Raw genomic sequence first — 14,191 nt, 5'->3', positions numbered from 1 at the left:
CCAGCCTTCTGCTACGCATATCAATTTTAAAATGCAATGCTTTTTATTTACTAGGATAAAAATAGCAAAGGCGTATAGGTTCTGTCAATACATTAGATCATTCACGTTAAATTCAAAATATTAGCTGTTTTCTATATTTACTTCAATCTAAATGTCTATACTAATTGCTTTACAAACAATACTCTATCTACACCGGCTCCATCGTAATTGGAATGGACACTTATTCCATCTATCTCTTTGTCACCAGGCACAATATCAAATCCAATCCTTGTATGAAATGCAATTGAATTTTTATTTACAAATGAAGTAATGCACGTTAGCTTATTGACGCCATTTTTTTAACTTCTTCAATAAATAGATTATAAAGTTTGTTCGCTATTTTTTTGTTTCTAAAACTAGGTTCTACTCCAACAAAATGAATGTACGCTTCGTTTCTTTTGGATTGTGATTTAAAACCTATTAGAAACCCTATTATTTTATGGTCAGCTTCGATAACAAAACTCGTATCTTGAAAATGATTAAAAAAGAGTCTTGGGATAGACATATCCCTTCCTCCCCACCATTCACGTAAAATAGGCGTTATTTTTTCAAAGTCTTCAGATTTAATATTTCGTATCAACAATTTAGGTTACCTCCATTTATTTAGCAATATTATCAAATACTATTAAACTTTAGCATATCCATCCTTTTTTTAGTAGATTAATAATAATTTTGCTTATTATTTCACTGTTAAATTATATAATGAAACATAATATGTATTATGTTTCATTGTGAAAATTAATGAAAACAAGTCATATCAATGTTAAATTCATTATATCGCTTTTTATCAAATAATGGTATAATACATATTAAATCATAACGTTCATACATAATTAGTAAATTGTTTATTTTAAACTAGACTGCATACTATTTTACATATAAATAGGAACACTTGTACCTTTAACGTAGAATCGCATTTAAAGACAATTAATCGTACAGTTGGTCATGAACGATAAGATAATTTCATCTGAGAGCGTTTCTCTGCATGGAATTAATTAGGGGGTTATTTCTATCGACAAAACAGCATATGCAACATATGTCAATTTAACAGAAGGCGAATATATCTATCTATTAAAAAAATATGGTGATTATGAACTTACTAAAAAAATAAACGATTTGAATAAAACAAAACTAAGAGATCCAAGAAGAATCAAGTCAGTCAAATCTGATTACCATGCATTAATTAGTAAGGGCATGCAAACTGTCCAACCTATCAGAGACAAACAACAAATTGACATGATGAAAGCTGCATTATTAAACACATCGTATCGCAATTATTTTCTATTCGTTATGGGACTTAACACGGGATTACGAATTAGTGACCTCCTTCCATTACGTGTTCAAGATGTACGTGGGAAATCACATATTGTTATGAAGGAAACAAAAACGAGGAAAAATAAACGATTTTTGATTAATATTGAATTAAGAAATATCATCTTAGATTACACGATTGATTTAAGTGATGAAGATTATTTATTCCCTTCTAAGAAAACAGATTTACCATTAAAAAGAGTGCAAGCATATAAAGTGTTAAGTCAAGCAGCTAGTAGTGTGGGAATTGAGGATTTTGGAACACATAGTATGCGTAAAACGTTTGGTTTTTGGCATTACACGATTAATAAGAATGTGGCGCTATTGCAAGATATTTTTAATCACTCCTCACCAGATATCACACTTAGATATATTGGAATAAATCAAGATATTGTTGATAAGAGTCTTGAACATTTTAGTTTGTAAAAATAAAATAGCGACACGCATCAAGTGGATGCGCGTCACTATTTAACAATTAAAAGTAAAGAACATATATAACGGCTACTAATAGTATACGATAGATTGCAAATGGTACTAGTTTGACCTTGTTAATTAGTTTCAGGAAAAACTGGATAGAAATTAAAGCAAATATAAATGCACTAATAAATCCAACGATAAAAAATGGTATGAATTCCACAGAAAAGTATTGCAAATTTTTCAGTAAGGATATTAAACTTGCACCTAACATTATAGGAACAGCCATTATAAAGGTAAAATCTGCTGCAGCTCGATGACTCATTCCTAACATAACGCCACCAGAAATCGTAGATCCAGATCTTGAAAACCCTGGCCATAGTGATAAGCACTGAATAAATCCAATCATAAGTGCTTGTCTATACGTAATTTGATCAACAGTTTCCAATGGCTGAGTGGTCGATCTTTTACTAACAATATCTGCAATAATCATTAGTACTGCTCCTACTACTAAACCTATTAGAACTGTATTTATAGAGAATAAATAGTCATCAATATAATCCTCGAATAAAAGCCCTAACACGCCAGCAGGCATAAGGCCAACTATGACTTGTGACAACTTAAGTCTTGGTTTATCGATGTTATTTTTATTTGCTTTCCAATTCAACATCTCAATAAAACGATGTCTAAAAATGATTACTACCGCTAAAATTGATCCTAACTGAATCATAACTTTAAATGTATTTGCTACATATTTTGTTAAAAACACTTCTGATTGCAACCACATATCATCAACAATAATCATATGTCCAGTTGAGGAAACTGGAGCGAATTCAGTCAATCCCTCTACCATTCCTAGTATAATCGCCTTTACTAACATAAAAATATCCATTATCGTTTCTCCCATTCTCTCATGCATTAAATGTTATATAATTTTATTAATCATAATCGCTAATTAAATATATAGCTAGCTTTATTTTATAATACAAATAAAAAAGAATATCCAATTGGATATTCTTTTAAACGCCCCGTTTATTACCCCAGACAAGTGCATGAACTTGTGGTAGAACACGAACATGATTTAATTTTGTAGATGCTACAACTTTATCAATCAACCATTCATATTTATCTAGTAAGTGACTGGTAAGATTGGAAACATTATTTTCAGCTAACTCATCATTACCTACTTGTAAAAAGAAGGCGATATCAGGATATCTTTCGTGAACATTTTCAGCATAAAGTAAATCATCATCATCGAACACCACTACTTTTAGACTGGTCTTTTGAGAATGATTAGCACTTTGTATGTTTTTAATAATAAGGTCTAGCTTCTCCCAATCTGTCTTCATCTTAGAACTTGGTGGTTTTGGTGAGATGGTGAGGTCATTAACTTTAAGAAACCATTCCTGCCAACGACTTCCTTGTGTTTCGAGCGCTACTTCCATATCTTGCTCATGTAAGGCGTCAACTAACTCATCAAGCTTTGCTAAAAGTGCAGGATTTCCTCCTGATATTGTAACATGATCAAATTTATCTCCACCTGTTTCTTTTAATTTTTTAATAATTTCATCTGCAGTTAGTCTTTCGATTTGGTCCTTTGCACTGCCGTCCCAGGTAAAGGCTGAATCACACCAAGAGCAGCTGTAATCACAACCAGCTGTTCGAACGAACATCGTTTTCCGACCTACAACCATGCCCTCTCCTTGGATGGTTGGACCGAATATTTCAAGTACTGGGAATTTATTCAACGTCCATCCACTCCCGTCTAGCTTCAGCATAACTTGTTGGTGTTTCATATAGTTTAACAAATTCAACACGAAAATGAGTTGCATGCGTTTCAAGTGCTTTTTCCATCTTTTGATAAATCCATACGACCATATTCTCTGCCGTTGTGTTCATGTTTGGTAATGTATCATTAAGATAACGATGGTCAAGATGAATTTCAATCTCTTCCTTCCAAATCTCTTTGATATCGCCAAAGTCAATAACTAAGCCAATTTCATCTACCATACCACTTATTCCGAAGATAACTTTGTACGTATGTCCATGTAAGTTTTTACACTTTCCTTGATAACAATGAAGGTGATGTGCAGCATCAAATGTGAACTCTTTACTAACCATCACCCGTTTTGTGTGATATTTAAGTTCGTGACGTTTTATATCTTCATTTATTTTCTGCAAGTTTTCAACAATCGTAAAACCATACATTAACCGTTCACCTCATCGCGTTCTTTAAGGTACGCATCTAGTCCGTTCTGACGTAACTTACAAGAAGGACAATCTCCACAGCCATCCCCACGAACGCCGTGGTAACAGGTTAACGTTTTTTCGCGAATATATGTAAATCGATTTAATTCATCCGCTAACTTCCACGTCTCAGCTTTATCTAACCACATTAGTGGTGTATGAATAACAAATCCATCATCCATTGATAAGTTAAGGGTGACATTTAATGATTTAATAAATATATCACGACAATCTGGATACCCACTAAAATCAGTCTCACATACACCAGTAATAATGTGTTTTGCATCAATTTGTTTGGCTAATATAGTCGCAAAAGATAAAAAGAGTAAGTTTCTTCCTGGTACAAATGTCGAAGGTAAATCACCATTATCTCCTTCTTTAACCTCGATATCATCGCGCGTTAACGCACTAGGTGCTAATTGGTTTAACAATGACATATCTAAAACATGATGTTTAACGTTTAATTCTGTAGCAATTTCTTTTGCTACTTCTATTTCATCATTGTGCCTTTGATTATAATCGAATGTGACAGCTTCAACATGCTCATAATTTTGAAGCGCCCAGAACAAACACGTGGTGCTATCTTGCCCTCCACTGAATACAACAATTGCTTTACTATTTTTTTTCATAAAAAAATTCTCCTTTCAAGTAACAAAGAGAATTCCACACACCCATAACAAAATAAAAAAACGGTACCTTAAGGAAGGTAACGTCCATCCTTAGTTTTTTATAGAGGGTGTAGCTAGAACCTCTCCTGCATCATTGCAGAATTGTTAATTATTTTCTTCTAAAGTATACCATAAAAAAACTAAAAAGTATGTTTAATGACTTTTACCCACCTTTTTAGAATAACCAGGCATTTGTCCATAACATTATGTTAACCATGACATAGTATACTCTTAGAGCCATTAAGAAAAGGAGGGATTTACTAATGGGTGAACCAGTAGCAGCTGCACCAACAGCAGGATTTGGTGGAGGTTTTGCATTACTCATCGTATTGTTTATATTGTTAATAATCATAGGAGCTTCTTATGGTGGCGGTTTCGGTTATTAAGAAAGAAGAAGGAATGACTAACGAATTAAGAAGGAGGAAAAATATATGAGTTTAGGTTATGGCGGTTATGGTGCTCCAGTCGGATATGGTGCCGGTGCTGGATATGGTGTAGGTACAGGTGCAGGATATGGTGGCGGTTTTTCATTAATTGTTGTATTGTTTATTCTCCTAATTATTGTAGGTGCAGCTATTTATTAATAGCTAACAAATAGATATTTGTGGCGTGTACTAATGTGCACGCCACATACTACTACATATAGTTATCTTTGCTTAAATTTTATTTTATTTGACAAAATTCATTATGTTTTTATATACATCTTGACTAAAAACTTTATACCCTTTTGCAGTTAGATGTATACCGTCATCACTGATTAATTCGGCAAGGTCTCCTGCTTTTTTTATTGCGCTTCTAACATCAATTTTTAAAACACCTAACTCATCTGCCAACTTATTTAAATTGCGGTTATATATACCATGCCAATGTTCGATACCACCCATAGAACTAATCAGATGTCCAACTACATCACTATATTTATCAGAAACATTTTTATAATAACGTACCGGATCTAAAGGTGGCAATGTGGAAATAATTGGAGTTATACCACTTTCTTGGACTTTTGTAACGATTGTTCGAATGTTTTCTAAATAACGGTCAATTGGAACAATAGGAGCATGTTCAAAACGTGGGCTTTTCACAACCTCTTGCCAATTAAAATTGCAATCATTGCCACCAATTTCAATTATAGCATAATCAGGATGTTGGTCTATTACATCTTTATTTAATCTGGAAAGTAAAGAGTCAGAATTAGCATTAAAAACACCTTTGTTTATAACGTTAACAGTTTCTCCCTCATTTTCATAAAATAATTGCTGTAAAAAAGCAGGATAGTTCTCTTTTAAAATACGCAATCTACCCTTTGCTACAGAGACCCCACGTGTAAGACTATCTCCAAAACAAATTATTTTCATAACTATCACCTTCTATAATTCATTGATGTTCTTATTATAACATTCATTTCCTTTTATAATGCAATCAATGATTAGACTAATTTCGACAATGCATTTCTATTCTAAATTGAATGACAGAACCTTTAACAGTCTCTTAATAGTGTAAATAGATACATTACAGTTAAGTCTTTTCCTCAGGTATGATAAATATAGCTAAAATATAAACTAATAGTAAAGTTGGATTAAATATAGTCAAAGCTACATAAGCCAATCTTAATATAGTTGGATCAATGTTAAAATAATTACCAATTCCACCAAAAACACCAAATATTTTTCTGTCACTAACAGAACGGGTTACTCTATTTTTCACGTTTAATTCTTCCTTCCTCTTGAAGCTATATATAATTATACGAATTGTAAATCAAAAGGTGACATAAAGTATTAAGCATACTAGTTTATAGACAACTTATTCTGTTAAGTAAGTTACAGTTTCTTTATCGGATTTGGTAGGTAAGCTAAATGATTGTTGATAAGGTTCATGACCTTTTCCAGTAATAATAATCCAATCACCATTCTGACTTGTAACCATTGCTTGTTGAATGGCTAAAGTTCGATCTGGGATCACTAATCCTTTATGGTTACCGATAGTGTTGTGAATATTTTCTAGCGTTTCAATCATGTCTTCCAAAGGTACTGTATTTAAATCATCCAATGTTAATAAATATTGATCACTCAGTTTAGCTGTAATCTCAAGCATGTCTTTTCGTTTCGTCTTGTCTCGATTTCCTCTAAAACCAAATATGTGAACAATTCTTTTAGCGCCGGCTACTTTAGCTGTATGTAAACAATGATAAAAAGCATCCGTAGTATGTGCGTAATCAACAACAACATTTGCGCCATTTTGTTGCGGGAACACTTGAAATCGACCATCAACACCTGGGAAATTTTTTAATGACTTACTTATTAATCTCTCGTTAGCTCCAAGTTGGTGTGCAACTGCATAAGCCATGCTGGAATTATATATATTATGAATGCCCTTCATTGATGGATTTATTTCCTCTGTTCTTCCTTCTCTTTTTATTTTGAACGAACCATCTTGCCCAGTTATTTCAATGCAGTAATCATTAGTAGCACTTTTTCCTATTGTAGAAGTGTTAACTTCATCAAGCTGTAATCGCTCATTTAACTTTGCTCCCCAACTATCATCCGTGTTTATAATAGCTTGTCCGTTTTCTTTTAACAATTGAAAAAGTGTTGCTTTTGTTTCGAAATATTCTTCAATAGAATCATGATAATCTAAGTGTTCGTGGCTTAAGTTCAGAAAGAGACAACTATCAAAATTTATTCCTTCCAGTCGATATTGTAATAGGCCGTGTGAAGAAGCTTCCAAAATGATGACTTGATCATTACTTTCATACAATAATCTGTTGAGTGTGAGTGAACCCGGAGTTGTATTAATAGACGGATTACTTTCGCCATTAATAATAGTTTCAATTGTTCCAACTAATCCACAAGACATGCCATTACTTTCTAATATGTGCTTGACGAGATAACTTGTTGTTGTTTTTCCATTCGTTCCCGTAATAGCAATCATTATTTTATTGTGAGATGGATTTCCATAAAAGTTTCCCGCTATAACCGCTAACGCTTTACGACTGTTACTTACATTAATAAATGGTACCGATAAATCAGTAAACTGTTTTTCTCCAATGATGATAGATGCACCATTTTTTATCGCATCTTCAATATAGTCATGTCCGTCTGATCTATAACCCTTAATCGCAACGAAAATAAAACCTGGTTTCACTTCAGATGAGGATTCAGCAATACCATGAATTTCTATCTCATTTAAATTTTGATTTTTAATCTGTTTATATTTTATATTACTCAGTAAATTTAATAGCTTCATGTTGTATAACTCCTTATTCATACGTACTCTTTTAAAATTGTCCATTATACTGAATGTTACCCTTTAATTAACGTATTAAAACTGAGATTTATTTACATTATTATTTCCTAAGCCTTTTATAATACTCAAGTAAAATTTTTACTTATAATGTTTAGTGAGATTCACGCTGGGTATTATAACTAGATAAGATTTAAAGGAGGACATTGGAAATGAGTCATCAGAAATATGAAGAAATAATTAAAACATTGCACGAATGTATGGAGGCTTGTAATCATTGTTACACCTCTTGTTTTGAAGAGGATGCAAATAAAATGGAGGCATGTATTCGTTTAGATCGAGAATGTGCAACAATTTGTGCTTCTTTTGAACAAGCTCTTACGTATGATACAGCTTTTGTACAAGAATACGCACAACTGTGCGCAACAGCTTGTAAAGCTTGTGGGGATGAATGTGCTAAACATGATCATGACCATTGTAAAAAATGTGCTGATGCTTGTTATGCATGTGAAGATGCTTGTAAAAAATTAATAGCATAAAATAAAGAGAGCCTCTACTTCGCATGTGCAAAGTAGAGGCTCTCTTTATTTACTACTGGAGTGGTGGTGTTCCATGAATATAGATCGGTGCTGGCATTAGACTTGGATTTTGTCCATTTGCTTGTGGATTCTGAATATATTCAAAGTTTCCTTTGCCGTCCATTGATGTTCCACTTGCCCAGCGTCCAGCTTTACTCTCTTCACCTTCAGAAAAGTTCATAAATGCATATGCCACATCTTGCTTTTGTTTTTCAGCATTAAATGTAGATGGTACAACAGCACCTTGCTTTTGCTCCAATTCTTCAATCGCTGCCATCCATTGATTTTGGTGCATGGTGTCTCTTGCAATAAGGAAGGAAAGCATGTCCTTCACTCCTGGATCAGTTGCAATCTCGTATAATCTTACTGCTTGCAATCGTCCCTGTGATTCAGCATTTAAATTTGCTCTGAAATCAGCTAGTAAGTTACCACTAGAAATAGTATAGCGCGCGTTCCAAGGGTAACCAGCACTATCATTTGGTTGTGCTCCTAGACCATTGACAATTGCGTGCTGCGGATTCATTCCTCCTAGAACTGCCTCGATAACAGGATCTTTTGCCCCAGCCTCTTGATCTTGAACTGGTGCATTATCTAAGAGTTGTGCGATCATAGTAGCTAACATTTCTACATGTGCTATCTCTTCTGTTCCAATATCTAAAAGCATATCTTTATATTTTCCAGTTGCTCTACAGTTCCACCCTTGAAATAAATATTGCATCATTACCGATATTTCACCGTATTGACCACCTAAAATCTCTTGTAGTTTTTTAGCATAAACGGGATCAGGCGTAGTTGGTTTAGCTGTGTATTGAAGTTTCTTAATATGTGAAAACATTTTACCCACTCCTTTTCTACTTAGCATGACCATAGAATTACTATTTATTCGCATAGCAATACAACATCTTGAATAAAAATAGTACAAGCCAGTAAAAGGAGTGATTTTGGTGGGTGTATTTTTAAGTTATCTAGTATTGGGATTATCTTTAGCTGCTCCAATCGGTCCGATTAATGCAGCACAAATTAATCAAGGTATCAAAAATGGTTTTTTTCATTCATGGTTAATTGGATTAGGTTCAATTGTTGGTGAGTTTTTATTTATCATTGCAATCTTTTTTGGACTTGTTCATTTTTTAGAAATGCCAATCATGAAAACATTTCTATGGTCGTTCGGTACGTTCGTACTTCTTTACACAGCAATTGAGAACATGGTTAGTGTACCTAAAATAGACAATGCAACTAATAGACAAACGGATTCACTTAAAAGAACTTTCTGGAGTGGATTTTTCTTAACGATAACGAATCCTTTATCAATTTTATTTTGGCTCGGTATTTATGGATCTATTTTAGCAAATACAATCCATCACTATGATATGCCACATGTTATCATGTATGGTAGTGCTGTTTTGTTAGGATTGATGTTGTGGGATGTAACGATGGCAGTTCTCTCTAGTAGTTTTAGAAAGATTCTAACACCAGCCTTGCTTAAAGGTATATCGTTTGTATCAGCCCTATCATTATTCGGATTTGCTGGCTACTTTGGCTTTCAAGCACTTCAGTTGTTATTTAGATTCTGACCGCCACTTCTTCCTCATCATGAAAGTGACAATTGAAATAATTAGTATAAAAGCAAAACTAATAAAAAAACCAATGCGGGCCACTTTATCAAATAATGTTCCAATAATACCAGTAAATAATAAACAAATACCTATCCATCGTTTGATTTTTTTCCAACCGTTTATATCTATTAATTTATGGTAGGAAAACAAAATGAAAATCCATATATACAACAACATGAGACTTGCTGCAGTCGTTAAATACTCATAAATTTTTCCAGGTAAGAGTATAGCAACTACAATTGAGGCAATCAGTCCAATAGTTGTAAGGATGACAGAATAATAAGGAACATTTCGAGGCCCAGTCTTAGAAAATAATGCTGGTGCATCTTTATCTTCTGATAATGAAGTTAAAATAGTTGTAATGCCATAAAGCGATGCAACCATGGTTGAAAAACCACCAATTATTAATACACCATTAAATATATGCGCAATGACAGTTAAATCAAATTGATTAATTACCATGATAAAAGGGCTCTCATCAGTGGTGAACTTGTTATTTGGTGCAATCCAAACCGCTAAACCAATCGAAGTAACATAAATTATCGTTAAAACAGAGAGCATTACTTTTCCGGCTTTCGGGGCATCTTTTGAGTTCTTAAGTTCATTGGACATGATACCCATAACTTCGATACCTCCGAAAGCATATAATACATAGATAAAGGCGGTCCAAATTCCAGTAAAGCCTTCTGGGAATAATCCCCTTCCTGTAAATGAGAAAGCACGATCCGGTGCTCCGCCCTTTAATAAACCACTAATAGCTAAAATACCGATAATAATGAACATTAGAATTGCAGCAATTTTCATTGCACCAAAAATATTTTCAATTCGTTCAAAACCTGATACACCAGTAATGATTACACCAATCCCTAAAAAAGCAAAAACACTTGATAATATCCAAAGTGGAATATCTGGAAACCAATATTGTGAAAAGATGGCTAAAGCCGTTAATTGACTTCCCATTATTAATAATTCAGATGACCAATAAACCCAACCATTACTAAAGCCAGCCCAACGTCCATATGCTTTTTTTGCATATGTACGAAAGGATCCTTTCTGTGGATCAGATACACTCATACTTGATAATGCATCATAAACTATATACGTAGCTAGTGCAGCAAGAATAAATAAAATGAGTACAGTAGGTCCAGCTCTTTTAATTGCAATTGCTGATCCTAAAAAAAATCCTGTGCCAATTGTACAACCAATGCCGATTAGAGCTAGTTGCCACCATTTTATTTTCTTGTGTTTTCCTTTTTTATTAGACCCCATTTTATAGATCCCCCTTATTTTTAAGAACATATCACCTTAGTATAGCCAACAGATCTTTTCCTACAACCAAAAAATAAATCCATTATTCTACTTATTGGAATATCTCGCTGAAGGCCCACATATCTTTGAATAGTCTGATTAAATAGGAGGGATTACATTGTTTTTTCATGTAAAAGAACTACAATATGAAGCAAAAGTTTCTAGACCAGACCCTGTCTATGCTAAAAAGTTACAAGAAGTATTAGGCGGTCAATGGGGCGAAATATCGGTAACAATGCAGTATCTGTTTCAAGGTTTTAATTGTAGAGGAAATAAAAAATATCGTGATTTACTTTTGGATATTGGTACTGAGGAAATTGCACACGTTGAACTTCTAGCAACACTTATTGCTAGGTTATTGGATAACACACCAATTGACGTGCAAGAACAAGCATACCAATCAGACCCAGCACTTGCTGCAATTATGGGTGGTATGAATCCGCAACATGCGATTGTTTCTGGTTTGGGTGCGATGCCAGCAGATAGTGTTGGTAATAGATGGTCAGCGGATTATATTATATCAAGTGGTAACCTACTTGCTGACTTTCGGGCTAACGTAACAGCTGAATCACAAGGAAGATTACAAGTAGCACGTTTATACCAGATGACAGACGATCCTTTGGTCAAAGATTCACTAAGCTTTTTATTGGCACGAGACACTGCGCACCAAAACCAATGGATTGAAGCAATTCGTGAGCTTGAAGCACAAGCACAAGATGTTGTCGTTCCAACTAATTTTCCAAGAGAATGTGAAAAACAAGAAGTTTCGTATGATCTATACAATACATCACAGGGGCAAGCAGATGCTAATGGACCATGGGCGCAAGGCGTTGCACCTGACGGCAGAGGACAATTTAGATACATCGCACAACCAATACCATATGCAGGAATACCTAAACTACAACCCGCACCAGCAAATCTCTTTAATACGCCTCCACTTCCATCGAAATAAAAATGCTGCTATAATGCTGCTATTATATGTAGTGAAAATATACAATTCAATATCATTTACGTGTTTATAACCAAAAATAAAATGAAGCATTCGTTTGGAATGCTTCATTTTATTTATTTTTCTTCATCCTTATATGGTGTTAATTCCTCAGACGTCTCCGTACTAAAATTCGTACGATTTATTGGAATAAAATCATCACTGCTCATATTCAATTTATTCGCAACATATTTATGGAAAATAACCTCACATATTCCCACTGCAACAGCAGAAATCAATGCAGCTGCGAATGGATTTCCACCTACTGTTAATCCGTCAGTCATTAGATAAATAATCACAAACGCCATCCCAAAATCAGCTGTTGTTGCAATTGTATTATTCGTTCGAGATAGTATGAGCAAATCACCAATTAAATAAGCAGAAATTCCTAAAACAATGCTTATAAACATTACATTACCAAACGATACATTATACCCAATTCCCAATATTGTATAAAGCACTACTAATAATAGTAAGATTTTTAACCCAATTAAATTAAAATGCTTGATAGTAACACCTCCTCTACTTATTTTTTGTAGGTTTCGTAATAATATACTTGCATAATTTTAGAATATTGTATGATTTCGACGAATTAACACATACTTTAGGTGTTAAATCTTATATCATTTGAGGTGGAAATTCGTGAAAGCTGTTACGTATCAAGGGAAATATGAAATTGCAGTAAAAAAAGTAGATTATCCAAAAATACAAGATAAACAAGACATTATTGTTCGGATTACTTCTACTGCAATTTGTGGTTCTGATCTGCACTTGTATCAAGGAAACTTTCCATTGCCAATTGGCTACGTAATCGGACATGAACCAATGGGAATTGTCGAAGAAGTTGGTTCTGAAGTAACTAAATTAAAAAAAGGTGACCGTGTTGTAATTCCATTTACTGTTGCTTGTGGAACGTGTCAATACTGTAACGCACACCAAGAAAGTCAGTGTGATAACGCAAATCCACATTATGATTCAGGTGGTTATTTTGGTTATTCAGAAAAATTTGGCGATCATCCAGGGGGACAAGCTGAATACTTACGTGTTCCTTATGGGAACTACACACCTTTTCGAATTCCGGATGATTGCGAACTTGAAGATGAGTCACTTCTATTTCTTTCTGATGTGCTTCCAACAGCATATTGGAGTGTAGAAAATGCAGGCGTTAAAGCTGGAGATACAGTGATTGTTTTGGGCTCCGGTCCTATTGGATTAATGACACAGCAATTCGCATGGCAAAAAGGTGCGGAAAGGGTAATTGCTGTAGATTATATCGATAATCGTTTGCAGTATTCTAAAAATGTAAACAAGACAGAGATATTCGACTTTTCGAAACATGATGATATGGGTGAAGTTTTAAAAGACGTAACAAATGGTGGTGCTGACGTTGTCATTGATTGTGTCGGTATGGATGGTAAAAAGTCCCCTTTAGAGTTTGTTGAACAAAAACTTAAATTGCAAGGTGGAACAATGGGACCAATTCAGATTGCCACGAAAGCTGTTAAGAAATGTGGAACGTATCAAATTACTGGTGTGTATGGAGGTAATTATAATTTATTTCCTTTAGGCGCCTTCTTTTCTAGAAATATAAATATTAAGACGGGCCAAGCACATGCTAGGTCTTTCATGGAACCAATTTATAATCAAATAGTGAATGGTGAAATAGACCCAACAAAGATCATTACACATACACTACCTCTAGATGAAGCATCACATGGTTATAACATATTTAATAAAAAAGAAGACAATTGTATTAAAGTAATACTCAAACCATAATACAAA

General features: G+C 34.1%; 16 protein-coding genes, 2 pseudogenes and 1 riboswitch. Of the genes and pseudogenes, 7 read left to right on the top strand and 11 right to left on the bottom strand.

The features are described 5' to 3' along the window. Positions 1-155 precede the first annotated feature (155 nt). Positions 156-622 (bottom strand): annotated as a pseudogene (locus tag DM447_RS09885) (GNAT family N-acetyltransferase). Positions 623-1,233: 611 nt separating this feature from the next. Between DM447_RS09885 and DM447_RS09880 the strand changes: the two are divergent. Further along, complete coding sequence (locus DM447_RS09880; RefSeq protein ID WP_112182714.1) at positions 1,234-1,776, top strand: site-specific integrase; 543 nt, start codon at positions 1,234-1,236, stop codon at positions 1,774-1,776. 49 nt (positions 1,777-1,825) lie between these two features. On the opposite strand, the gene DM447_RS09875 is transcribed toward DM447_RS09880, so the two are convergent. The 4 genes from DM447_RS09875 to queC all read right to left on the bottom strand — a co-directional run bounded on the left by DM447_RS09875 (position 1,826) and on the right by queC (position 4,640). Then, positions 1,826-2,656: an undecaprenyl-diphosphate phosphatase gene (locus tag DM447_RS09875; RefSeq protein ID WP_112181069.1), complete on the bottom strand. Its 831-nt coding sequence runs from the start codon at positions 2,654-2,656 to the stop codon at positions 1,826-1,828. A 127-nt stretch (positions 2,657-2,783) separates the two neighbouring features. Continuing rightward, the gene (gene queE / locus DM447_RS09870) at positions 2,784-3,512 is read right to left on the bottom strand and encodes a 7-carboxy-7-deazaguanine synthase QueE (RefSeq protein ID WP_198663110.1); all 729 of its coding nucleotides are present in this window, start codon (positions 3,510-3,512) and stop codon (positions 2,784-2,786) included. Continuing rightward, a complete protein-coding gene (gene queD, locus DM447_RS09865) occupies positions 3,505-3,972 on the bottom strand; it encodes a 6-carboxytetrahydropterin synthase QueD (protein ID WP_112181067.1) in 468 nt (155 codons plus the stop codon). Before queD ends, queE begins: the two co-directional genes overlap by 8 nt. Continuing rightward, positions 3,972-4,640, bottom strand: a complete 669-nt coding sequence (queC, locus tag DM447_RS09860) for a 7-cyano-7-deazaguanine synthase QueC (RefSeq protein WP_112181066.1) — start codon at positions 4,638-4,640, stop codon at positions 3,972-3,974. Before queC ends, queD begins: the two co-directional genes overlap by 1 nt. Positions 4,641-4,724: 84 nt before the next feature. After that, positions 4,725-4,769, bottom strand: a riboswitch (PreQ1 riboswitch). Positions 4,770-4,942: 173 nt separating this feature from the next. On the opposite strand from queC, the gene DM447_RS09855 reads away from it, so the two are divergent. Both DM447_RS09855 and DM447_RS18535 read left to right on the top strand, forming a co-directional pair. Next, on the top strand, positions 4,943-5,065 hold the full coding sequence (locus DM447_RS09855) for a YjcZ family sporulation protein (protein WP_112181065.1): 123 nt from the start codon (positions 4,943-4,945) through the stop codon (positions 5,063-5,065). A gap of 123 nt (positions 5,066-5,188) precedes the next feature. Beyond that, positions 5,189-5,263 (top strand): annotated as a pseudogene (locus DM447_RS18535) (YjcZ family sporulation protein); the annotation flags it as partial. An 84-nt stretch (positions 5,264-5,347) separates the two neighbouring features. Here the strand turns inward: DM447_RS18535 and DM447_RS09845 are convergent. The 3 genes from DM447_RS09845 to DM447_RS09835 all read right to left on the bottom strand — a co-directional run bounded on the left by DM447_RS09845 (position 5,348) and on the right by DM447_RS09835 (position 7,922). Then, positions 5,348-6,034, bottom strand: coding sequence for an SGNH/GDSL hydrolase family protein (locus DM447_RS09845; RefSeq protein ID WP_112181063.1), 687 nt, complete (start codon positions 6,032-6,034; stop codon positions 5,348-5,350). Between the two features lie 160 nt (positions 6,035-6,194). Beyond that, on the bottom strand, positions 6,195-6,383 hold the full coding sequence (locus DM447_RS09840; RefSeq protein ID WP_112181062.1) for a PspC domain-containing protein: 189 nt from the start codon (positions 6,381-6,383) through the stop codon (positions 6,195-6,197). 96 nt (positions 6,384-6,479) lie between these two features. Next, positions 6,480-7,922 (bottom strand): UDP-N-acetylmuramoyl-L-alanyl-D-glutamate--2,6-diaminopimelate ligase, encoded by a 1,443-nt coding sequence (locus tag DM447_RS09835; RefSeq protein WP_112181061.1) that lies wholly within the window; start codon positions 7,920-7,922, stop codon positions 6,480-6,482. Between the two features lie 209 nt (positions 7,923-8,131). On the opposite strand from DM447_RS09835, the gene DM447_RS09830 reads away from it, so the two are divergent. Further along, positions 8,132-8,458 (top strand): four-helix bundle copper-binding protein, encoded by a 327-nt coding sequence (locus tag DM447_RS09830; RefSeq protein ID WP_112181060.1) that lies wholly within the window; start codon positions 8,132-8,134, stop codon positions 8,456-8,458. Between the two features lie 52 nt (positions 8,459-8,510). Here DM447_RS09830 and DM447_RS09825 read toward each other — a convergent pair whose 3' ends face one another. Then, complete coding sequence (locus DM447_RS09825) at positions 8,511-9,332, bottom strand: manganese catalase (RefSeq protein WP_112181059.1); 822 nt, start codon at positions 9,330-9,332, stop codon at positions 8,511-8,513. A gap of 109 nt (positions 9,333-9,441) precedes the next feature. On the opposite strand from DM447_RS09825, the gene DM447_RS09820 reads away from it, so the two are divergent. After that, positions 9,442-10,071: a LysE family transporter gene (locus DM447_RS09820; protein WP_112181058.1), complete on the top strand. Its 630-nt coding sequence runs from the start codon at positions 9,442-9,444 to the stop codon at positions 10,069-10,071. Here the strand turns inward: DM447_RS09820 and DM447_RS09815 are convergent. After that, complete coding sequence (locus DM447_RS09815) at positions 10,057-11,382, bottom strand: amino acid permease (RefSeq protein ID WP_112181057.1); 1,326 nt, start codon at positions 11,380-11,382, stop codon at positions 10,057-10,059. The two genes, DM447_RS09820 and DM447_RS09815, sit on opposite strands and share 15 nt — an antisense overlap. 157 nt (positions 11,383-11,539) lie before the next feature. Between DM447_RS09815 and DM447_RS09810 the strand changes: the two genes are divergently transcribed. Next, complete coding sequence (locus tag DM447_RS09810; protein ID WP_112181056.1) at positions 11,540-12,373, top strand: manganese catalase; 834 nt, start codon at positions 11,540-11,542, stop codon at positions 12,371-12,373. 113 nt (positions 12,374-12,486) lie between these two features. Here the strand turns inward: DM447_RS09810 and DM447_RS09805 are convergent, their stop codons facing one another. Beyond that, positions 12,487-12,918: a DUF2512 family protein gene (locus DM447_RS09805; protein ID WP_112181055.1), complete on the bottom strand. Its 432-nt coding sequence runs from the start codon at positions 12,916-12,918 to the stop codon at positions 12,487-12,489. 133 nt (positions 12,919-13,051) lie between these two features. Between DM447_RS09805 and DM447_RS09800 the strand changes: the two genes are divergently transcribed. Further along, complete coding sequence (locus tag DM447_RS09800) at positions 13,052-14,185, top strand: zinc-dependent alcohol dehydrogenase (protein WP_112181054.1); 1,134 nt, start codon at positions 13,052-13,054, stop codon at positions 14,183-14,185. The last annotated feature ends 6 nt before the right edge of the window (positions 14,186-14,191 follow it).

This window comes from Paraliobacillus zengyii (assembly GCF_003268595.1).
GTDB classification, from domain to species: Bacteria; Bacillota; Bacilli; order Bacillales; family Amphibacillaceae; genus Paraliobacillus_A; species Paraliobacillus_A zengyii.
The sequence above is the reverse complement of the archived record's forward strand: the minus strand, read 5'-3'. Positions and strand labels throughout refer to the sequence as shown.